The organism is Haloarcula sp. CBA1122 (assembly GCF_009741785.1).
Taxonomy (GTDB): domain Archaea; phylum Halobacteriota; class Halobacteria; order Halobacteriales; family Haloarculaceae; genus Haloarcula; species Haloarcula hispanica.
Map to the genome: position 1 here is coordinate 22,716 of NZ_WPCB01000019.1, position 20,164 is coordinate 42,879.

At 62.9% G+C, this 20,164-nt stretch carries 26 protein-coding genes; 11 read left to right on the forward strand and 15 right to left on the reverse strand.

The genetic code is table 11. The annotated features are described in order from the left end of the window. The 3 genes from GJ630_RS09550 to GJ630_RS09560 form a co-directional block, all read right to left on the reverse strand. Window positions 1–537 (reverse strand): Tfx family DNA-binding protein, encoded by a 537-nt coding sequence (locus tag GJ630_RS09550; protein ID WP_129754937.1) that lies wholly within the window; start codon window positions 535–537, stop codon window positions 1–3. 64 nt (window positions 538–601) lie between these two features. After that, complete coding sequence (locus GJ630_RS09555; RefSeq protein WP_014039866.1) at window positions 602–973, reverse strand: hypothetical protein; 372 nt, start codon at window positions 971–973, stop codon at window positions 602–604. Window position 974: 1 nt separating this feature from the next. Beyond that, entirely contained in the window at window positions 975–2,501 is a 1,527-nt protein-coding gene (locus tag GJ630_RS09560) for an aldehyde dehydrogenase (RefSeq protein ID WP_014039867.1), read from the reverse strand. Window positions 2,502–2,969: 468 nt separating this feature from the next. Here GJ630_RS09560 and GJ630_RS09565 point away from each other — a divergent pair, with 468 nt between their 5' ends. After that, on the forward strand, window positions 2,970–4,046 hold the full coding sequence (locus tag GJ630_RS09565; RefSeq protein WP_191449794.1) for a polymer-forming cytoskeletal protein: 1,077 nt from the start codon (window positions 2,970–2,972) through the stop codon (window positions 4,044–4,046). 265 nt (window positions 4,047–4,311) lie between these two features. Here GJ630_RS09565 and GJ630_RS09570 read toward each other — a convergent pair whose 3' ends face one another. The 3 genes from GJ630_RS09570 to dapA form a co-directional block, all read right to left on the reverse strand. Next, window positions 4,312–5,142, reverse strand: a complete 831-nt coding sequence (locus tag GJ630_RS09570) for a 2,3,4,5-tetrahydropyridine-2,6-dicarboxylate N-succinyltransferase (protein WP_014039869.1) — start codon at window positions 5,140–5,142, stop codon at window positions 4,312–4,314. 497 nt (window positions 5,143–5,639) lie between these two features. Beyond that, window positions 5,640–6,389 carry a 4-hydroxy-tetrahydrodipicolinate reductase gene (gene dapB, locus GJ630_RS09575; protein ID WP_050037740.1) on the reverse strand — a complete coding sequence of 250 codons (750 nt, stop codon included), beginning with the start codon at window positions 6,387–6,389 and terminating at the stop codon, window positions 5,640–5,642. After that, a complete protein-coding gene (gene dapA, locus GJ630_RS09580; RefSeq protein ID WP_014039871.1) occupies window positions 6,386–7,306 on the reverse strand; it encodes a 4-hydroxy-tetrahydrodipicolinate synthase in 921 nt (306 codons plus the stop codon). The genes dapB and dapA overlap by 4 nt, the downstream gene beginning before the upstream one ends. 510 nt (window positions 7,307–7,816) lie before the next feature. Between dapA and GJ630_RS09585 the strand changes: the two genes are divergently transcribed. Together GJ630_RS09585 and GJ630_RS09590 are read left to right on the forward strand one after the other, a co-directional pair. Next, window positions 7,817–8,470: a hypothetical protein gene (locus tag GJ630_RS09585; protein ID WP_064288391.1), complete on the forward strand. Its 654-nt coding sequence runs from the start codon at window positions 7,817–7,819 to the stop codon at window positions 8,468–8,470. Window positions 8,471–8,670: 200 nt separating this feature from the next. Then, a complete protein-coding gene (locus GJ630_RS09590; RefSeq protein WP_004516675.1) occupies window positions 8,671–9,168 on the forward strand; it encodes an NYN domain-containing protein in 498 nt (165 codons plus the stop codon). A gap of 133 nt (window positions 9,169–9,301) precedes the next feature. Here the strand turns inward: GJ630_RS09590 and GJ630_RS09595 are convergent, their stop codons facing one another. Continuing rightward, window positions 9,302–9,484 (reverse strand): hypothetical protein, encoded by a 183-nt coding sequence (locus GJ630_RS09595; protein ID WP_008310160.1) that lies wholly within the window; start codon window positions 9,482–9,484, stop codon window positions 9,302–9,304. 587 nt (window positions 9,485–10,071) lie between these two features. On the opposite strand from GJ630_RS09595, the gene GJ630_RS09600 reads away from it, so the two are divergent. Together GJ630_RS09600 and GJ630_RS09605 are read left to right on the forward strand one after the other, a co-directional pair. Beyond that, the gene (locus tag GJ630_RS09600; RefSeq protein ID WP_191449795.1) at window positions 10,072–10,539 is read left to right on the forward strand and encodes a PUA domain-containing protein; all 468 of its coding nucleotides are present in this window, start codon (window positions 10,072–10,074) and stop codon (window positions 10,537–10,539) included. A 115-nt stretch (window positions 10,540–10,654) separates the two neighbouring features. Beyond that, window positions 10,655–11,140 carry a hypothetical protein gene (locus GJ630_RS09605; RefSeq protein ID WP_191449796.1) on the forward strand — a complete coding sequence of 162 codons (486 nt, stop codon included), beginning with the start codon at window positions 10,655–10,657 and terminating at the stop codon, window positions 11,138–11,140. Here GJ630_RS09605 and GJ630_RS09610 read toward each other — a convergent pair whose 3' ends face one another. Beyond that, window positions 11,141–12,091: an AEC family transporter gene (locus GJ630_RS09610; protein WP_050037744.1), complete on the reverse strand. Its 951-nt coding sequence runs from the start codon at window positions 12,089–12,091 to the stop codon at window positions 11,141–11,143. 146 nt (window positions 12,092–12,237) lie between these two features. On the opposite strand from GJ630_RS09610, the gene GJ630_RS09615 reads away from it, so the two are divergent. From GJ630_RS09615 to GJ630_RS09630, 4 genes are all read left to right on the forward strand, one after another. Then, window positions 12,238–12,633, forward strand: a complete 396-nt coding sequence (locus tag GJ630_RS09615) for a nascent polypeptide-associated complex protein (protein ID WP_008310152.1) — start codon at window positions 12,238–12,240, stop codon at window positions 12,631–12,633. A gap of 1 nt (window position 12,634) precedes the next feature. Continuing rightward, window positions 12,635–13,357 carry a methyltransferase domain-containing protein gene (locus GJ630_RS09620; RefSeq protein ID WP_371727312.1) on the forward strand — a complete coding sequence of 241 codons (723 nt, stop codon included), beginning with the start codon at window positions 12,635–12,637 and terminating at the stop codon, window positions 13,355–13,357. A gap of 76 nt (window positions 13,358–13,433) precedes the next feature. Next, window positions 13,434–13,643, forward strand: a complete 210-nt coding sequence (locus GJ630_RS09625; RefSeq protein WP_014039877.1) for a hypothetical protein — start codon at window positions 13,434–13,436, stop codon at window positions 13,641–13,643. Between the two features lie 2 nt (window positions 13,644–13,645). Then, complete coding sequence (locus tag GJ630_RS09630) at window positions 13,646–14,026, forward strand: hypothetical protein (protein ID WP_129754946.1); 381 nt, start codon at window positions 13,646–13,648, stop codon at window positions 14,024–14,026. Here the strand turns inward: GJ630_RS09630 and GJ630_RS09635 are convergent. From GJ630_RS09635 to GJ630_RS09645, 3 genes are all read right to left on the reverse strand, one after another. Beyond that, the gene (locus tag GJ630_RS09635) at window positions 14,007–14,618 is read right to left on the reverse strand and encodes a hypothetical protein (protein ID WP_129754947.1); all 612 of its coding nucleotides are present in this window, start codon (window positions 14,616–14,618) and stop codon (window positions 14,007–14,009) included. The genes GJ630_RS09630 and GJ630_RS09635 overlap by 20 nt on opposite strands. A gap of 9 nt (window positions 14,619–14,627) precedes the next feature. Then, the gene (locus GJ630_RS09640; RefSeq protein WP_005535365.1) at window positions 14,628–14,954 is read right to left on the reverse strand and encodes a transcription factor S; all 327 of its coding nucleotides are present in this window, start codon (window positions 14,952–14,954) and stop codon (window positions 14,628–14,630) included. 117 nt (window positions 14,955–15,071) lie between these two features. Beyond that, the gene (locus GJ630_RS09645; protein ID WP_191449798.1) at window positions 15,072–16,166 is read right to left on the reverse strand and encodes a hypothetical protein; all 1,095 of its coding nucleotides are present in this window, start codon (window positions 16,164–16,166) and stop codon (window positions 15,072–15,074) included. 129 nt (window positions 16,167–16,295) lie between these two features. Here GJ630_RS09645 and GJ630_RS09650 point away from each other — a divergent pair, with 129 nt between their 5' ends. Further along, on the forward strand, window positions 16,296–16,583 hold the full coding sequence (locus tag GJ630_RS09650) for a DUF5789 family protein (protein WP_064288396.1): 288 nt from the start codon (window positions 16,296–16,298) through the stop codon (window positions 16,581–16,583). A 150-nt stretch (window positions 16,584–16,733) separates the two neighbouring features. Further along, window positions 16,734–16,934, forward strand: a complete 201-nt coding sequence (locus GJ630_RS09655; RefSeq protein WP_014039882.1) for a hypothetical protein — start codon at window positions 16,734–16,736, stop codon at window positions 16,932–16,934. Between the two features lie 98 nt (window positions 16,935–17,032). Here GJ630_RS09655 and GJ630_RS19520 read toward each other — a convergent pair whose 3' ends face one another. From GJ630_RS19520 to GJ630_RS09665, 4 genes are all read right to left on the reverse strand, one after another. Then, window positions 17,033–17,197, reverse strand: a complete 165-nt coding sequence (locus tag GJ630_RS19520) for a hypothetical protein (protein WP_023843175.1) — start codon at window positions 17,195–17,197, stop codon at window positions 17,033–17,035. Between the two features lie 89 nt (window positions 17,198–17,286). Beyond that, window positions 17,287–17,451: a hypothetical protein gene (locus tag GJ630_RS19525; RefSeq protein ID WP_165353747.1), complete on the reverse strand. Its 165-nt coding sequence runs from the start codon at window positions 17,449–17,451 to the stop codon at window positions 17,287–17,289. A gap of 102 nt (window positions 17,452–17,553) precedes the next feature. Next, window positions 17,554–18,324, reverse strand: coding sequence for a creatininase family protein (locus tag GJ630_RS09660; protein WP_014039884.1), 771 nt, complete (start codon window positions 18,322–18,324; stop codon window positions 17,554–17,556). Between the two features lie 78 nt (window positions 18,325–18,402). Further along, a complete protein-coding gene (locus GJ630_RS09665; RefSeq protein WP_191449800.1) occupies window positions 18,403–20,100 on the reverse strand; it encodes an alpha-glucosidase in 1,698 nt (565 codons plus the stop codon). Window positions 20,101–20,164 lie beyond the last annotated feature (64 nt).

The following is a 20,164-nucleotide window of genomic DNA, read 5'->3' on the forward strand; positions in this document are numbered from 1 at the left end:
TTACTCTGTGCGTTCTGCCGACCGTTCTCGAACGTGTACGACACCGTCGTTTGTCACATCAATGCGGAGTGGCACCTGCACCGTGTCCTGCTGAATCGCACCATCGACGGCGTCATCGACGAGTTGCAACAGATTCGAGGAGCCGTAATTGACCTCCACACCGGCCTCATCACAGGCGGCATACACCGTCGGTGGAATATCGTAGATGTCGGTCCCGACTGCAATGTCGACACGAACCGGTGCAGTCAGGGTGTTCGCGAAGGCGACTGTCTGGCGTGCCTTCTCGACGTTCTCTCTCGCATTCCGCTCTATGCTCGAAATATTCGCGCGTGACGTGCCGAGCAACTCCCCGATATCGCTCTGACGGACATCGTTTTCGCGGAGCGCAAGTACCTCCGCTTGCCGGCGCGTTAGCACGCTCTCGTCCGCATCAAAGCCGACAGCAGCGAGCAGTTCGTCCGGGTCGATTCGTTCATCCATAGCCACAGGTCGGTAGCTGGACTGAAAACAACGTTGTTGCCAGCCGCGAGCGGCCATCCCTGGCCGTACTAAGTAAGGTGGACTGACCCTGAGCGACAGCACAGACTGCTGACTGCCGAGTTCACTGTTCGGTAACGGACACAGCGCCTGGCGACTGCCAGCGGGTCACGTCGCCGCTTGGGTGGCGTGCCATGACAATCGATTCGGCGTCGTGTGACCGGGCGAACCGCTTTACCATGGCCGTTTCGGTGAAGTCATCCGGGGCATCGATATACACACGTCTGGTCAGCCCATCTGTATGCAGTGACACCCATCCGGCCAGCGCCAGTTCGGTTTTGGGGTCTCGTGTCCCCGCAGCAGCGTCGGGCACCACTGCCCGGAACAGCCGCTCGTGCATCCCTGACGGGACGACGTATTTCGTCCCGTCGGGGGCGATGGACACGTTGGCGGCTTCAATCTGTCCGGGAGGGACTTGCGGGAACGGGACGCTCACGTCAATCGAGTGAAATATTCACCGTCTTCGTCTGCGTGTAATGTTCGATCGTTTCCTCGCCGATCTCTCGACCGATTCCCGACTGCTTGTATCCGCCGAACGGCTGGCCTGCCGGGAAGTCGTTGTAGGTGTTGACCCAGATGTTCCCCGCTTCGATGTCTTTTGCACACTGGTGCGCCTTCGAGAGGTCTTCTGTGAGGACTCCTGCTGCGAGACCGTAGTCGACATCGTTAGCCAGTTCCATCATCTCATCGTACTCGCTCCAGCTGAACACTTCCTGAACCGGGCCGAAGATTTCTTCCTGGACCGGTTTGCTGTCGTGGTCAATCTCGTCAATGAGTGTCGGCGCGACGAAGCAGCCATCCGAAAGGGCTTCGTCGTCCGGCTGACTCCCTCCGGTGACGAAAGCGGCTCCTTCCTGTTCTGCCTCCTCTATGTAGCCCAGCGTCCGCTCGACCTGCTCTGCGGTCACTTTCGGGCCGAGGTCTGTCGCCTCCAGCAGTGGGTCATCTACAGTTAGGTCCTCGGCTGCAGCCGCAAGCTCATTCAGGAACTCGTCTTTGATGTCTTCATGGACGAACAACCGTGACCCGGCACAGCAACACTCACCGGTGTTAAAGAAGATTGCCGTAATCGTCGTCTGGACAGCCTGTTCCAGGTCTGCATCGGGGAACACAATGAGTGGACTCTTTCCGCCCAGTTCCAGCGTCACGTCGGTGATGGTTTCGGCGGCGCTTTGCATCACTTTACTCCCGATTTCTGTCGATCCAGTGAACGCTAGCTTCCGGATGTCAGGGTGTTTCGAGAGCGGCTCCCCTGCCTCCGGACCGAACCCGGTGACGACGTTAACGACGCCGTCGGGAATCACATCTTCCGTAATTTCCATCAGTTTGAGAATACTCAGCGGCGTCTCCTCGGCAGGCTTCAGTACGACGGTGTTACCGGCCGACAGCGCCGGGGCGAGCTTCCAGGCCGCCATCAGCAACGGGAAGTTCCACGGGATTATCTGTCCAACAACCCCATACGGCTCCCGGAGCGTCTGGACGTGCCGGCTGTCGTCAGTTTCAATGGTCCGTCCCTCGCCCGACCGAGCGAGACCTGCGAAATACCGGAAGTGGTCGATAACGAGGTCAATATCGATCCGAGCCTCGCTAATCGGTTTCCCGTTATCTAAACTTTCGAGCTTCGCGAACTCCTCGCTGCGCTCCGCAATGGCATCTGCGATACTATCCAGCATTGCCTGGCGTGCGCCTGTAGACATATCGCTATACGTCTCGTCGTAGGCGTCCCATGCGGCCGCAACTGCACTGTCAATATCCTCCGCAGTGCCGGCTTGCACTTCCGCAAGCGGTTCACCGGTTGTCGGGTCTATCGTTTCGAATGTCTTCCCGGCGCTACTCTGGACCCATTCCCCACCGATGTACAGTTCCCGCCGATCCGGCAGCACCTCGTTTGCCGCCTGTTCGTGACGCTTCTTTATCGCTGACTTCCGCTCGGTTGCGCTCTGCTGCTTGCTGTCACTAGACATATCTACGGCAAATATTTCATGCTATCAATACTTAAAGTTTCAGGGTGGTGTAGCCAGTAGCGATTACAAAAACTCAGAATTCGGCCAAAAAGAAACCACTATAGGTTTCACCCCACCTAATACACGCTCGATATGTCGCCTGTGAGACCGCTGGAGAGCGTCGTCAGGAACCGCTGTCGTCTTATAACTAAAATCACATACCGATACAGAAACGCTCGTTTCGGTCCAGTCCCAGAGGCCGATGTCCACGTTTCGAGGGCCGCTACTCCGCGCACCCCACTCTCTCTGCGTGCGTCTTCTGGCTCCATTGTTTTCAGTGTCTCCTCTCCATCGGCGACGACAACACCGCGGCGCGGACAGACCGCTCGGTCTGGACGAGTGCGGCCCGGCTCACACCGTTCGGGTGGCGTTCTCGCTGCCTGATAATGTTATCACACATTTATCATGTTCCCAACACAATCAAATCGCATGTCTTCCAGACTCGCCAGCGGCGGCCTCCGGGTCGCTACGCTCGCGCTCGTGTCGCTCGTTTTGCTATCGACTGTGGCCGGTACCGTTGCCGCGCAGTCGTATCAGGGAGCAAGCGGAACCATAATCATCGGACCTGACGAGACGTACGACAGCGTTGAGGGGGTCGCCGGGACGGTCATCGTTCGCGGGACGGTGACCGGAGACGTCGAAACCGCGGCAGGGACCGTCCACGTCACCGAGGCCGGTGAGGTGGGTGGGAACATCGAGGCTGCGGCGGGGACTGTCCGTATCGACGGCACTGTCGGCGGCAACGTCAGCGTCGCCGGCGGGACAGTCGAGATCGGCGAGACAGCCCAGATTGGCGGAAACCTCGAAGCAGGTGCTGGCTTCCTCGCGATTCATGGGACGGTCGACGGGACCGTCCGTGCTGGTGCAGAGGAGTTCGTCCTCGGGCCGACGGCGTCGGTCGGCGGCGACGTCCGCTACGACGCAGCCACGTTCACCCGCGATCCCGAGGCCACCATCGGCGGGAGTGTCGTTCAGGACGAGAGCATCGGCGACAGCGCCGGGCCGGACTCCGGCGAGTTCGCGCTTCCGTCATGGATCGGTGTCGTCTACGGCCTGCTCGTAAACCTCCTGCTGGGTGCGATCCTACTGGCCGCCTTCCCGTCGTTTTCAGCGCGCGTCGCCGGACACGTCGCGGAGCGCCCGGCGAAGTCCGGGGGCGTCGGCCTGCTGACACTCGTCGCCGTGCCCGTCGTCCTCGTCGTTCTCCTGTTCACCATCGTCGGCATCCCGCTCTCGCTGGTCGGTGCCGTCGTTTTCGGCGTCGCGGTGTGGGTCGCCGTCGTCTACGGCCAGTTCGCCGCTGGGTCGTGGGCGCTCTCGCTCGCTGACCGGGAGAACCGCTGGCTCGCGTTGACCGTCGGCCTCATCGGGTTTGCAATTCTCGGTGCGATACCGGTTGTCGGGTGGGTGTTCGAACTGCTTGCGCTTTTACTCGGCCTCGGCGCACTGGCACTCACCCTCAGAGAGTCCTACCAGCGCCGTGGGAACGTCGCAGACGGGCGGTAAACGACGCTTGACGAGGTCGACAGCGATACCACCGCGGCCTGAAGTCCGAGCGACATGCCGCCGTTGGTTCCCCTCCAGTCACTCAGCTTCGATACTCAACAGCTCTTGACCGTGGCGTAGACTGTCTCAACTATCAGTCCGTCCACCAGATGCGCTCGCCGGACGAGGTGATGCCGAGAGCGCTCTCCACGGTCGAAACTCCATTGCTCGCGGGTCACTTCGCTCACCGTTCGCTTTACCGAGGGCCGCGCTTCGCGCGCCCTCGCTACTCCCGAAGCGCGTCTTCTCTCTCCGTCGCTTCCAGCGTCTCCTCCTCGACATCGGTCGCCACCACAGCGGGCTTGTACGCCCCGCCGGGAATCAGGTCGTTCTCGCCGACTGAAGAGTCGACGAAGCGCTGGAAGGCGCGCCGTTCCGGCGGCAGTTCGCCGTACAGTACCTCGTCCTTGACGAGATCGTAGACGGGAATCCGCGGCGTCAGGAGCGTGTTCTCACCGACAATCGAGCCTTCGCCAACGACGAAGCCGCTGGTGACGCGACAGCCAGCGCCCAGCGATACCTCGTCCTCAACGATGACTGGGGCGTTCTCGACCGGTTCGAGGACGCCGCCGATGAGCGTGTTCGCGCCGAGCTTGACGTTCTCGCCGATCTGGGCGCAGGAACCGACGGTGTCACAGGAGTCGATGAGCGTCCCGTCGCCGACGTACGCCCCGATGTTGACGAACGAGGGCGACATCATGATGCAGTCCTCACCGAGGTACGCGCCACGGCGGATGGTCGTGCCGTCCGGCGTGTTGCGGGTCCCGCGCTCGCCGAGGTCCTCAGTCTCCCGGAGTGGGAGCACGTCGTGGTAGTCGACGCCGCCGTACTCCCGGGCGACGGTCTCGCGCAGGCCGAAGTTCAGCAGAATGCCCTGCTTGACCCACGCGTTCGCCTCCCACTCGCCGCCAGACTTCTCCGCGGCGCGGACCTCGCCGGCTTCCAGCGCCGTGAGGAATTCATCGAGTACAGCGAGGTGGTCGTCGGTCGTGTCGGCCGCCGAGAGGCCGTCCTGTTTCCGTTGCCAGAGGTCGTCGATATCGGCTTCGAGGCTCATACCACCCGGTTGCGACGCCGGGGGCTTACCTATCGGGGTTTCGGGATGGGTGTGCTACCATGCCGCATTTTCCGTCTGTCGTTCTCTCAGTCGGACCCGCGGCCGGGGATGTACCCACATTCCCGGCACATACTGATGCGCGGTGCCGTCGCCTCGAATTCGCTGGAACATCGCGGGCAATCGGTCGCTGGTAGTTGTACGCGCTGGTTCGTAGCCATAGACGATACGCGGCAACTCCGACATATAAGGCTGACCGTGGTATTGAGAGAGGTATTCGAGTGTGTATTATCACATATTCATATTTTCCGAATACCGGGTGTCAATATGGTCGCCGCTCACCGATCCGTCGATAGTAACAATTGAAACGATTTACACACTGATCGCACTACAGTCGTCCGATCAGGTGTGCATTGATTTTCAACGGCTACTATAGAACCGCAATCAATTACGGCGAGTAGACCGCTGAAAACCGTCCCGTGTTTCCCCTCCGGTCTCCTTCAGGCGTCTACAACGTCGCCGAACTCGTACCAGCCGGCGTCGCGGCCGACGAGCCACGTCGCCGCGTCCAGTGCGCCGGCGGCGAACACACCGCGGTCCTCGGCCCGGTGGGAGAGCGAGAGGACTTCGTCGTTGCCGGCCAGTACGAGTTCGTGCTCCCCGCGAATGTCACCGGCTCGCCTGGCGAACACGCCGATTTCGTCGTCGTCGCGCGGTGCGTGCCCTTCCCGGCCGTACACCGGCTCTACGTCGCGCTCCTCTTGGATCACGTCGAGGATGCTGTTGGCCGTCCCCGACGGCGCGTCGACCTTGCGGTTGTGGTGGGTCTCCATGAGTTCGAGGTCGTAGTCGTCGAGCGTCCCGACGGCCTCGCTGACGAGGCGCTGGAGGACCTGAATTCCCTGCGAGAAGTTGGTCGCCTTCAGCAGCGGAACCTCCTCACTGGCGTCTCGCAGACTGGCCATCCCGTCCTCGTCGAAGCCGGTGGTTCCGACGACCATCGAGACGCCCGCTTCGACGCAGGCTTCGGCGACGGTCAGCGCACCCTCTGGGACAGCGAAGTCGACGACAACGTCCACGTCGTACTCCCGGAGCGCCTCGGCGGCATCGGCGAGGTCGACGACAGGGACGCCGTCGACCGCGTTGGTATCGCTGGTCGCAAAGCCGACCACGACCTCGCTGTCGGTGGCGGCCTCGATGACAGCGCCACCCATCTGGCCGGTGACGCCGTTGACCGCCACCCGCGTCATCGCTCGGCCTCCGCGTACTCGTCTTCGAGGTCTTCGGTTTCGAGCGTCGCGAGCACGTCACGCAGGTGGTCGAGGTGTTCGTCGGACAGGCGGGTTAGCGGCGAGCGGAGGTACGCCGGGCCGTAGCCTCTGATCCGCATTGCCTCCTTGACCGGGATGGGGTTCGTCTCGACGAACAGTGCGCGGAACAGCGGGCCGAGTTCGTGGTGAATCGCTCTCGCTCGCTCGAAGTCGCCGGACAGCGCCGCACCGACCATCGCGCAGGTGCGCTCCGGTTCGATGTTGGCCGAGACGGAGATACAGCCGGTCCCGCCGACCGACAGCATCGGTAGCGTCATCCCGTCGTCGCCGGACAGCACCGCGAAGTCCTCGTCCTGCGTGCGTTCGATGATCTCTGAAATCTGTCCCATGTCGCCGCTCGCAGCCTTGTAGGCCCGGATGTTCGGGTGTGCGGCGAGTTCGACCGCCGTATCCGGGTCGATGTTCTGGCCCGTCCGCGAGGGGACGTTGTAGACGATCTGTGGCAGGTCGACGGCGTCAGCCAGCGTCGTGTAGTGGTCGAGGAACCCCTGCTGTTCGGGCTTGTTGTAGTACGGCGAGATGAGCAACAGCGCGTCAGCGCCGGCCTCGGCGGAGCGCCGGGACAGCTCCAGCGCTTCCTTGGTGTTGTTCGACCCCGAGCCGGCGATGACCGGCACGTCGTCGACGGCGTCGATGACCGCCTCGACGACCTCGATGTGTTCGTCGTGCGAGAGCGTCGCCGATTCACCGGTCGAGCCGACCGGAACGAGGCCGTCGACGCCGGCGGATTCGAGCCGCTGGGCGTCCTCTTGGAGTGTTTCGAAGTCGATACTGCCGTCCTGGTGGAACGGCGTGCACATAGCCGGGAACACGCCGCGGAAGTCGATAGCTGTCATTGCTGAGTGTGTGGTGTCGCTGTGGGTTCGGTTGTCCGGTCGGAAACGGTGCGATAGCCGGCCGATACCGCCGGCTGTTGTGTGTCAAACGTCCTGACCCGAGACGGAGTCGCCACGTCCGCCACGAGTCGCTAAAACGTCGGCTTGCGTTTCGCGCGGACGACGCCCTCACCGGGGAGCCACGAGGCGGTTCCGGACTGACGGCGTCGTCGCATGGTCGAGTAACCAAGCGTGACCGACTTAGCTTTTGTGTTCTCGCTGTCGCCTTTCACAGTGCATTCGAAGCCTTATCGAGTCGTCGCATGGAGACGGCGGGACCCCCATCGTGTGGCAGTACGCCAGCGTTTCCCTCGGCTTGTCTGGGAGACGCTGCTGGAGCAGGCCCGACTGCATTTTGGTATTTGCGTCCTGTCTGAAACAAGCGGTCAGAGGTGTACACATTACATTCTGACAATAACACATAAGTGTCGGCCACAAACACATACTGCAAGGTACATAATATCGGCAGGTATGCGTCGAAGACACTATCTTTTAGCCACCTCCAGCGTCTTCGGATTCGCCGGCTGTTCGAGTACCAGCAGTGATCCGACCGAGACAGCTGCAAAAACGGAAACCGAGAACACTGAGCAACAAACAGCTGGAAATACCGAAGAGATGACAGAGCGTCAACTCAGTGGTCACATTCGGCCAGCTGAGAGTCCTGAGTCCCCGGTAAAAGAACTCTCGTGTGAGAAGGGCAACTTCACTCGCCACCCGCCAATGTATGACGAAGGCTCCGTTCCGTGGGGAGATACCGGGTATGTATCACTACGGATTGATGGGACAGCGTTTGAATACGGTGACACAGCCCAAATTACGCTGACAAACGTGTCTGATCGCACCCTCTCTCTGGGTCTTAAGTATCTGTACCAGATCGAACTGCTCACTGAAGATGGCTGGCAAGATGTCCGTGGACAGACCGGGGACGATGAGTTTCAATACGTGGATATGGGTACCGAGGCAGCGCCTGGGCAGGTATTTGAATGGTCGCTCCGTCTGACCGAAGAGGGGGTTGTTCCTGACGAGAAGGATTTTACTGTGTGTCCTGAACTCGTCTCCGGTCGGTATCGGTTCGTCTACTGGACAGTTACTCCGGTAGCAGTTGCGTTCGACCTCCAGAAGTAGGCTGTTTTGCGCTTGTCCGAGTGAAACACAGTGCTCACTAAGTTGACTGCACTCCTCGGTAGTAAGACCGCCTTATTGACATATTCTATCCACGGCTAGAGCTGCTGAAGCGACAACAACTGGTTAGTTGGGGCATAATTACGCCGTTCTTTCACGTTTGTATCCCGAAAGCATATTCGGGCCGATAGCCAATACCTGATATGACAGTTTCCCAGCCGGGACAGCGCGTGGCCGTACTGGCCGACGCGCAAAACCTCTATCACACTGCCCGGAGTCTTTACTCGCGGAACATCGACTACGAGGCACTACTGGAAGAGGCCGTTGACGGCCGCGAACTGACCCGCGCAATCGCCTACGTCATCCGCGCGGATTCGCCCGAAGAGGAGTCGTTTTTCGAAGCGCTCGTCGACATCGGCTTCGAGACGCGCATCAAGGACATCAAGACGTTCCAGGACGGATCGAAGAAGGCCGACTGGGATGTCGGGATGAGTCTCGACGCGGTCTCGCTAGCGAATCACGTCGATACGGTCGTGCTCTGTACCGGCGACGGGGACTTCGCTCGTGTGTGTCGGTATCTCCGCCACGAAGGCTGTCGCGTCGAAGCGATGGGCTTCGAAGAGTCGTCCTCCGAAGACCTCAAAGCGGCCGTTGATGGGTTCATCGATATGAGCGACGATTCCGACCGGTTCCTGCTATAGCCGACCCAGTGTGTGGGCGGTCGCTCCGGCGCTGTCTCCACCACTGGCCCAACCGTAACCGGAATAGCTTCCTGTGGCTCGACAGGCTCAGAGCTACTTGTGCTTGGGTTTCGAAGGAAAAGGCTCTCGGCGGTTAGACCGGGCGACCGTCTTCTGACGTTCCAACGAGGAGGGCTCCGGCGGCCAGCCCAAGTGCAGCCAGCGCTCCGGCAGCGGCCGGGATGCCGATGTCGATTGCCCCTGTACCAAGGATGAGCACGGTGCTGATCGCCAGCAGCGCAGCGCCCAGAATCACTTTTCGCGTGTCTGTAGCCATGTCACCCGTCACTTGGAAGTCATCCGGTATAAATTTCCCCAAAATCGACGGAGGAAAGTATGGTACTAGGAAGCAATGCCCACATCTTTCCTGAGAGACGCCATCGCTCCGGCCCGGCAGAACGGAAATTCCGGCCCACCTGCATAACTGAAGCAGCAAACACATCCCCGTGTAGTTCCCCCGACCAGTTGGGTCACAGAGACGGCGTGTTGCCACATGCTGAGGATAGTCGGTACACCCTCGCGCTCGTCACGGAACAGGCGCGAGATGGAGACCCACTGCAGTTCCAGGCGTCGTGGTCGGATCGCTGACCGCGGATCGGATACAGAGGCACACGCCCCGTGTACTCGGGCCGGGGCGACTGACGGAGCGAACCAATGGCATTCCGGTTCGGGACTCCGTCACCCATAGGGCCGGACCGGTGATTCGGAACGGATTGGGGGAGTGGCATTCACCATCGCCACACGATTTCGGTCGGCCGTGGTTCGGGCAGCCACGGTCGGGCAAACATTTCCTTTCGGACTGCGTCGAACAGTGGCACGGACAGAACCGAAAGGCGGTTTATCACCCGGCATCGAACACGGGCAATGAGCGACGACGAGTTCCGCGGGCTCCGGCGCGCGGCCGACTACCAGTTCGGCGGTGGCGGCGGGACAGCGCTGTTCGCCGGCGCTGACGCCCTCGACGTAACACACACCAGCTCCGGCCGTCCGCGGCAGGTCCATGCCACGGATGGCCGGATCGCTACGTACGGCGACGACGGGCGCTTTCGGCTCGGACTCGCCGGCGGGAGCAGACTCCTCGATGCCTTCGACGGGCCGCGACACCGCGTGGTCGTCGGCGACGAGAGCGAGCCCTTCATCCGTGAGGGCCGCAACGCCTTCGCGAAGTTCGTCCAGTCCGCCGACAGCGCTCTCCGTCCGGGCGACGAAGCCCTCGTCGTCCACGAGGACGGCTATCTACTCGCCGTCGGTCGCGCGGAACTGCCCGGCAGCGGCATGGACGACTTCGAGACGGGCATGGCCGTGAAGGTCCGGCAGGGTGCAGAGGACTGACGGGTTTGTGGCGATCACCCGGGGCGTGCCGCCCTCGTGGGTTGGCACTATCCAGGATGGTCGACAAGGATTAGTATGACAGAAAGCATTTGCTGCTCCCTTCGAGACGAGCGATATGCGCCGCCGCACGCTCCTCGCCGCGCTTGCGCTCTCCCCAGTCGCCGGCTGCAGTGCGCCCGGTGACGACACGTCGACGGACGATTCGACACCATCGACAGCCACAACGACGCCACAGGAACAGCCGACAACAGCAGTGACCAGTACACCGCAGGACACGCCGACACCGACACCAACGCCCCCTCCAGACGATCCAATTCTGTTTGTCGTCGACAACGATACCGACAGCGAGCAGACTGTCACGCTCACCATCACGAGAAACGAAACGGCGGTACTGGACGAGACGGCGACGCTGGCTGCCGGCGAGTCGGTCGAGTATGACCCGATGATCGGTGCGACCGGCGAATACACGATCACTGTCGAGGTTCCTGGCGGCCCCAGCCGGACCATCGACCGGCCTATCGGCCGGTTCGCGGTCAGAAACGGCTCGAACCACTTCGTCGACATCACCGCCGAGGAGATACGGATATCCTGGGAGGAGTAGTCACAGCACCAGTCCGGACTGCAGCAGCCACACGAGAACCGTCACCGTCACCGCGCTGACGACGGTCGTCAGGAACACGGTCGCGCTGACGAATTCGCCCGGCGAGCAGTCGCCAGTCTGATGGCTGAACGCGCCGACGAGGATGATGGTCGTCACGCCGGTCGGCGTCGCCAACAGGAGCACGACCACCCGCGCGACTGTCTGGTTCTGGAACCCGATTGCGAGCACCGCGGCAAACGCGAGCACTGGCGCCAGCAGGAGTTTCAACGCGCTGGCGATCCCGACCGACCGGAAATCGCTGTCTCCGTCGACGTTCGATAGCTGGATGCCGAGAATGAGCAACATCACCGGAATCGAGGCGTTGCCAAGCAGTTCGAGTGTCTGCATCACCGTCGAGTCTGTGGGCGGCACCGCACCGATCCATCGGAGCGCGAGCGCGACAACGACAGCGTAGACGAGTGGGACACCGAACACGCGGCGCATGTCCGCCAGCGGGCTGCTGCCACTGCCCCGGGCGGCAATGTAGATGCCGAGCGTGTAGAGCATCACGCCCTGCAGCGCGGTCACGAGGACGGCCGTGCTGCGCCCGGTCGCGCCGAAGGCGAAATCCGCCAGTGGAATGCCGTAGTTCCCGGTGTTGGGAAAGATAGACACGAGGACAAACGCGCCCAGCAAGGGTTCCGAGTGGCCCGTGAGGCGACCGACACCCTCTGCGAGGAGGACCATTGCGGCGGTGAACAGCACGACAGCGAGGACGACGCTCAGAATCGTATTGCCGGCCAGCGAGGACGTTGTCAGGCTGTGGACCACCAGCGCGGGCGCGAGAACGTACACCGTGATGGTGTTGAGCGCGTCGGGGTCGGTGCCTTTCACCCGGCCGAGGGCGAAGCCGGCCGCAGCGACGGCGACGACCGGGAGGATGGCCGTAGCGAAGATCGTCAGCAGTGACACGGCGGGGATGGACGGGCGAGCCTTAGAATCGTTACGAAGCCGCGGGAGCGTGCCGGTTTCGGCCGGTCGACAGAACGGTACCGCGACGAACTTCGGCCCGAGCCCGGGTCGCTACGCTTTTCTGCCCTGCCCCGCCAGTCCTACGTATGTTTGGCGGAGGCGGCGGGATGAACCCGCGCAAGATGAAGCAGATGATGGAACAGATGGGCATCGACATGGAGGACATCGATGCGCAGGAAGTAATTATCCGCACACCTGACGAGGAACTCGTCTTCGACGACGCGGAGGTCCAGCTCATGGAAGCCCAGGGCCAGAAAACGTATCAGGTCGTCGGCGAGCCTGAGAGCCGCGAACTCGGCTCCGGCGAGGGCTCGGCCGCGGCGGCTGCGGATGATGCCGACGAGAGCGGTAGCGACTCCGGCGTCGACGAGGACGACGTCGAACTCGTCGCGATGCGGGCGGGCGTCGACGAAGACACTGCGCGAGAAGCGCTGGAAGCCAACGACGGCGACCTCGCCGACGCGGTCGACGAACTGGAGTAACGTGGCGTATCTCTTCGTCCACGAAGACCGCGAGTACCTGCTGGACCCCGGCGAGCGCTTCGAGTCCGACCTCGGTATTCTGGAGGTCCCCGAGGACGTGGAACCGGGCGATGTCGTCGAGACGCATCTAGGCACCGGTTTCACCGTCCGCCGACTGCGCGGCCCGGACCTGTTCACCCACCTCGAACGCACCGGCGCGCCGATGATGCCCCGCGACGTGGGGCTGGTCGTCGGCAAGACCGGCGTGGCAGCGGCGGACCGCGTCCTCGACGCCGGCACCGGGACCGGCATCCTCAGCGCGTACATGGGCCGCATTGGCGCTGACGTGGTCACCTATGAGCAGGACCCGGAGTTCGCCGAGGTGGCGCGACAGAACCTGGAGATCGCTGGCGTCGCGGACACCGTCGAGGTTCGGACCGGCGACATCACCGACGACCTCGACGACCTCTCGGGCTTTGACGTGCTGACGCTCGACACCGAGGACGCCCCGACTGTGGTCGAGCGAACGCCGACGCTGCTGGACCGTGGCGGATCGCTGGCGGTGTACTCCCCGTTCGTGGAAAACACGCGCGAGGTCGTGGCGACGGCCACCGAGGTCGGTCTTGACGGCGTCGAGACGCTCGACACCATCCAGCGGGAGATGGACTTCGACGACCGCGGCTCCCGCCCATCGACCGGTGGCGTCGGGCATACCGGCTACCTGACATTCGCGCGGCGGCCCTGACGGCTTCTGTCAGGCTACCCAAACCCCTGTCGTTGGGGTCGACTTTAAACATGTAGTAGCACGTACACTGTACTGCATGAGCGAATCAGAAACGCCGATGGAGACGACAACCTGGCCAGAGCTCGCAATCGGACTCTACGACCGCCTGACCGGGCGCAACGCGGAAATAACGTACGACTTCGACGACATGGAAGTCGACGTCCCGAGCAAGGCCGGCGAGGACGCCGAGCACGCTCGCTGGCGAGTCGATGGCACGCTGACTATCACGACACGCGATAACGACTGACAGTGGTCACCACGGCGAAGGCGGTCGGCGATCTGTTCGACCAGGTCGAGCGAAAGCCGGACCTGCTCGTCGACGCCGACCTGACCGTCGAGCGCGACGGGGTCGCGTTCAGCGTCCGCGGGTACGACGACCTCGTCGCCGTCGACCTACCGTCTTTCGGGGCGGCGCTCGCCCTCTGGCGGGACCGACCGGTCGAGGGAAGGGACGCCGCCGCGGCGCTGACTGCGGCCGGACTGACGGCTGAAATCCGCGTTCGTGGTGCGCCCGTGGCCCGCCTCGGCGCGGACGCCGTTCCGAGCTCGCTCGCGAAACGACTCGGTCTCGGGCCGATAGAACTGTTCCTCGACGGCACGCTTCTGGCGCTTACGCCACGGCGCGGATGAGGTCAAGCAGTTCGGACCGGTAGTCCGACGGCGTCCGCCGGAGCGCTTCCGGCGGATTCTCAATATCCAGGAGTGTCGCCAGCGACCGGTCGGGGTACGCGCCGGCGGCGATACGGAACCCCTCGCCGTGCCAAACGCCGACCCAGCCGGTAATCGACAGCGTCGCGTCGGCCGCTTCGAGGTCGAGTTCGGCGCTGTAGGTCCGGAGCCGCGCCCGGTCGCCGCTGTCGACGCGAACCCGCTCGCTCCGCCCGCGTTCGACGGACTCGAACCCTCTGTCGGCCAGTTCGTCGGCGAAGGCCGACTGGGCCTCCGACCGGACCGTCGGGAGAATCACCGCCGGTCCGATGCCCGGCGCGAGCGGCGGGGTAAACGACAGTGCGGTCGCGAAGAAGAACCGCCACTGGTGGTCGAGCCCGACCGCGTCCCGGACGGCTTCGCGTGTCTCGGCGGCGTCGTACACCTTCGTTGCCCCCTCGACGCGGGCCGTCGGCAACTGAAAGACAGTTTCGACGCTCTCGTCGACGAGCTCCCAGCCGCCGTCGCGCAGCCGGTCCGCGGGAACGTCCGGGAACGCGGGGTCAGTGGGCACGGTCCGGCCTCAGTGGTCGTCCTCGCGCCACTTGTGTTCGCACTCGGTACAGGTGAAAAAGCGCGTCTCGGACTCGTCGGCCGCGCGGATCTGCTTCATCTCGTAGAAGGCTCGCTCGTTGCCACACTCGGGACAGCGAGCGCCCGTCGTCGGCCCCATGTCTTCGGCGTCGACCTCGGAGGTGTCGACGACTTCCGACTCCTCCTGGCCCTGCGTGGTGACGGCCATCTCCTGTTCGGTCTCGGCGTTTCGAGCCTTTTCGTAGCCGCAACTACCGCAGACCCAGCGCTCGTCGTCCGTTTTCATCATCGAACCGCATTCGTCGCAAAACTCCATTGTAGTACCACCGTTTGCCTGCCGACCGTGTTAAATACCCGGTTTCGCCCAGGCCGTTCTGTCGGTCCCCATCGCTGTGCAGTGCGGAAGCTTAGCAAAATCGGAGTGCCGACGGTATCAGTCGTTGCGAACCCACGCCGAACAGGGTTCCATGTCGTCCATGACCTCGCCGTGGAACGAACAGTACGGCTCGATATCGCCGTCCTGCATCACGTACTCGAAGTGCCGGCAGTTCCCGCAGTAGGTGTCCGGTTCGCCCTGGTGGACCGCCGTCTCGGTAATCGCGTCGTGCCCCGCCGTCGCCGTGCCACCGTCGGTCGATGTGGACCCTTCCGGGCCGGCCTCAGCTATTCTCGGGTCGAGCGCGTTCTCGGAGGGGCCGGTTTGCTCTGTTCCATGCGACGTGGTGTTTCGCTGACCGATGTTCGAGCCAGGGGTCGTCTGACGGTCCGACCGTCGCTCTGTCGCTGTGCCGCTGTCCGACCGTCGCTTGGACCGCGTGCTGCGGTCAGACTGCGTGCCGCCCGTCGGCTGTCGACTGCGGCCGTTGGCCGTGCGCGTAGTGCCCGAGTGCTGTCCGGTCCCACCGTCACTGACAGCGCCCTCGTCGGTCGCACTCGCTCGGTTCGTCTGCGTCTCGACCGTGCCGTCCGGGTCCTGTCCGAAAAACCCGATGCCGCCCAGTCCCGGCAGCGTCCGGGCTTCCTCGACGAGGCGAATCGTCCCTTCTTCGGTCACTTCCATGCGAGCCGTCCCGCCGGGGTCGTTTCGCGTCTTGAACGTCGCAAGCGATGCGAACAGGCACCAGAACGTCGTCACGATACCAGCGAAGTAGACGACGCCGGTGAGCAGTGCCAGCAGCGGGTCGCTGCTGGTCCAGCTGTAGGGATACAGCGACCGGAACAGTCCGACGCCGACTGCCGCGACGCCCGTGCCGCCAATAGCAGTCAGCCGGATTCGACGACTGGCCGGCAACACCGCGAACACGCCGAGGATAACCGACGGCAGCCCGAGCCCGGCCATGATGCCGGCGATTCGCCTGGCCGCGTAGGCGTCCATCCCATACCTGTTGCCGACGCCGGTCGTTGCGAGTGCGATTGCCCCGACAAGTCCGGCAACACCAACGAGAAACAGGGCTGTCCCGACGAGTTGCTGGCGACGCGATGCGACGCGCCCAACCTCCCCTTCGTACACGTCGGTGAGACTAGTCATGGAGTATACTACTGCTACATCCGATAAAACTACCCGTCAGACACATGCATGACGCGGGCACGCGCGTGATTCACCAAGTGCGCGAGCCGTTCCGAAAGCACTAATCGGACCCACGGGAACAGTTCGGGTATGAGCGACGACGAAAGCGAGGACGCGGAGGAGCCGGCTGTCGAACTCGGCGACGGACCCGACGTTGCCGGTGCGCCACTCGCCCGCGTCTCGGCCCGGCTCACCTGGGGCATCGAACACAGCACTATCGTCGACCGCGAGGGGGACACGACGATTCGGACGCCGGACGGCCCGCAGGAACTCGCAACGGTGCTCGAGGACGTCGACGTCCCGTACTTCGCCGACCGTCAGGAGTTCGAAAGCGCAGTCCGGGACGTCATCGGGACCGGCCCCATCCCGACCGAGTGAGGGCGGGAGCGGACTTCTGTGGCACCAGCACGACCCATCCCAGTTACAACTGCTGTGATCTGTGCGGCGTGTGTTATCACCCCCTTATACTCGCGGTCCGATATCGCGTCGAACCACAGGCTTTGATAGCGTCTGTTGCGGAGACAGCGTGTGTTCCACAGAAGTGGCCTCTCCTGGAAAGAGCGTGCCGCCTTCGCTGTCTGGGGACTCGGGGTATTCATCGTCCTCCGGACTCTGTACGACGTATTCGGCGTGGCAGGGCGAGAATTAGCTATCGCGGCTGGTGTCCTGGTTTTTGGCTCGTTCTACAGCGTCTTCATGCCAGTCTGGCGGCGGTTCTCAGCGGAATGACTCACACGAAGAACCGGCGGGACAGACACAGCGGCGTCACCGTTCCGACGCAGTTGGATCCACTATCGTAACGCCACAACGCAACAGTTTGCTACCTGTTACCGCATATTTTCGAGCGCATACACCGTGTCGGAGATGAGCCATTCCGTCTCACAATCGGCGTGCTCGATACTGAGCGCGTTGAAGGTCTCTCGTCCGTCATCAACCGTTATTTCGAACGCTCGGCTACGAAGCGACTCGGGATGGGGACTCGGTGGGGACACACATCTCCATCATAGAGTGGGACCGATAAACGAGTCGATTCGCCGCGACAGGCCCATTACGCGCCGATTGGCCGCCGTCTGGCGATTGGTTATGAATCGCCCGACTCGCTCACTTCGGCTCTGCCGCGGCGCTTGCCGAACAGGTACGCGGCCACGACGAGTGCGAGGGGAACGACGAGAAACATCCCCATCGTGACGAGCATGACGACCATTTCAGTAGTACCGGGCATCCCGGGAAACAGGAGGAGGGCCATACGCCCCGTACATCCGCCTGTCTCAAAAGTCCAACTCAGGGTCCACTGTTTAGCGTCGGGCACGCAGACCGGGAATCGCGTTCTACCACCGGCAGCCCCGCGTTAGACGTGTGGCTCCGGGAGCAGGTCGTCGAATGCCTGTCCGTCCAGCCATTCGCAGAGCCTGACGAGCTGTTCGGTCGCGGCCTCGAACATCTCCGCCCCCTTCTCGGCCGTGGCGTCGGTCTGGTCGCCGAGAACACCATTGCCAGTGTTATCAGCGGCATCGTAGAAGGTCCGCGAACCGTACTTCTTTGTCTCCGCCGCCTCGACGCTCGGAATCCCGCCGTCCCGTGCGTCTTCGAGGCGGTCGTCGTGAACCAGTTCGGCGCGCAAGTGTTGGATCATGGCCGTCTCCTTCGGCCCGCCGTGTGGCCCGTTCTGCTCGAACAGGTCGTCCACGAGGTCCGGAATGCTCTCGTCCCACATCCACTCGATGGCGTACAGCACTTCGTCGTCCCGGAGCCGCCGGCCGACCTCCCGGAGGTGCTCGACGTTCCCGCCGTGGGCGTTCACGTAGATGACCCGGTCGATGCCGTGGTACGCCAGGTTCCGGGTGAACGACTCGACGTAGTCGCGAAACACCGGCGCGTCGACCCACATCGTCCCGTTGAACTGTCTGTGATGGGGGCTCACGCCGACGTTGATGGTCGGGGTGCAGAGGTAGCCAGTCCTGTCGGCGGCTTCTCGGGCGAAGGCTTCCCCGATGAGATGGTCCGTCGCCAGTGGGAGATGCGGCCCGTGTTGCTCTGTCGACCCGAGCGGGACGAGCGCGAGCGACTCCGTCTCGAAATAGTCGCCGAGGTCCGGCCAGGTCTCGTCGGCAAGGTACATACCACTGCTGGTGACAGACGCGTCTTGAATCTGTGCTTCGCCACGGCCCCGCGGCGGGATTCAGGTAGCACGAAGGACTCAGTCGAACAGCTCGTAGACGCGAGCCTCGTACGGCGCGAGCGTCACCGTTTCCGGGTTCTGGTCGTCGTGGTCGTAATTGCACTCTCGCAGCGTCGCATCGGCGTACTCGACCGGCAGGTCGAAGGTTTCCGTCGCGTCGTCGAAGTGCAGGACGACGAGGACTTTCTCGGTTCCCGAGTCCGTCGACAACGACCGCGTGAAGGCGAAGACGGTTTCGTGGTCGGGGAGCAGGTCGGTGTAGTCCCCGTACACGAGCACGTCTCTGTCGGAGCGTAACTGGATGAGCCGCTGGTAGTAGCTGTAAACGGAATCCGCATCGGCTTGCTGGTCGGCGGCGTTGATCTCCCTGTAGTTCGAATTGACCTGAATCCAGGGGTCGCCGTCGGTGAACCCGGCGTTTTGCGAGTCGTCCCACTGCATCGGCGTTCGGGCGTTGTCGCGGGTCCGGTAGCCGACGACGTCTTTCACGTCCTCGTAGCCCTCGACGCCCTCCCGGTCGAGTAGCTCCCGCGCGTGGTTGATGGCGTCCACGTCGCGGAGGTCGTCCATCGTGTCCCAGTCGGCGTTAGTCATCCCGAGTTCCTGGCCCTGGTAGATGTAGGGCGTGCCACGGAGCGTGAGGAGGAACGTTCCGAGCAGCTTCGCGGATTCCCGGCGGTAGTTCTCGGTGTCGCCGTAGCGTGAGACGCTCCGCGGCTGGTCGTGGTTCTCCCAGTACAGCGTGTTCCAGCCGTCCGCCGCCAGCCCGTCCTGCCAGCGGTCGACGATACGCTTCAGCTCCGGCAGGCTCCAGTCGCCGACCGACCACCGCTCGCCGTCAGCGTAATCCAGTTTCGTGTGCTGGAAGTGAAACGCCATGTCCAGCGGGCCGTCCGCGCCGGCGTACTCGCGGGCCGACTCGACGGTGAGCTGTGGCATCTCCCCGACGGTCATCACGTCGTAGTTCGACAGCACCTCGTCGTCCATTGCGTCGAGATACGACAGCATCTCCGGCCCGTCGATGAACTGTTCGGACCCGACCCACTCGCTGTCCGGATCGCCGTCGGGCAGCCCCTCGACTTTCGACAGGAGATTGATGACGTCCATCCGGAAGCCGTCGATGCCCTTCTCCAGCCACCACTCGATAGTGTCGAAGACGTCCTGTCGGACGGCGTCGTTGCGCCAGTTCAGGTCCGGCTGTGAGGTGTCGTACAGGTGGAGGAAGTACTCGCCGCGCTCCTCGTCGTACTCCCAGGCGGAGCCCCCGAAGAAGGACTCCCAGTTGTTCGGTGGCGCGGGCTCGCCGTCCTCGTCTGTTCCGCCCTCGCGCCAGATGTAGTAGTCGTCGTACTCCGGGTCGCGCTGGCGGGACTTCCGGAACCACTCGTGTTGGTCCGAGGTGTGATTGACGACGAGATCCATGACGAGCCGCATGTCCCGGTCGTGGACCTCCTCAAGTAGCGCTTCCCAGTCGGCCATCGTCCCGAACTCGTCGTAGATGGCCTGATAATCGCTGATGTCGTAACCGTTGTCCTTCTGCGGGGAGTCGTACACCGGGTTGAGCCAGATGACGTCGACGCCGAGGTCGGCGACGTAGTCCAGGCGCTCGATGATGCCCTGTAAGTCGCCGACACCATCACCGTCGCTGTCGTTGAAGCTCCGGGGATAGATCTGGTAGACGACTGCCTCCTTCCACCAGGCGCGCTCTGCGGTCATACAGAGGGGTAGCCTGACGTGTTGCTTAAATCTACGGGTTCATACAACACCCGTTGTAAACTCT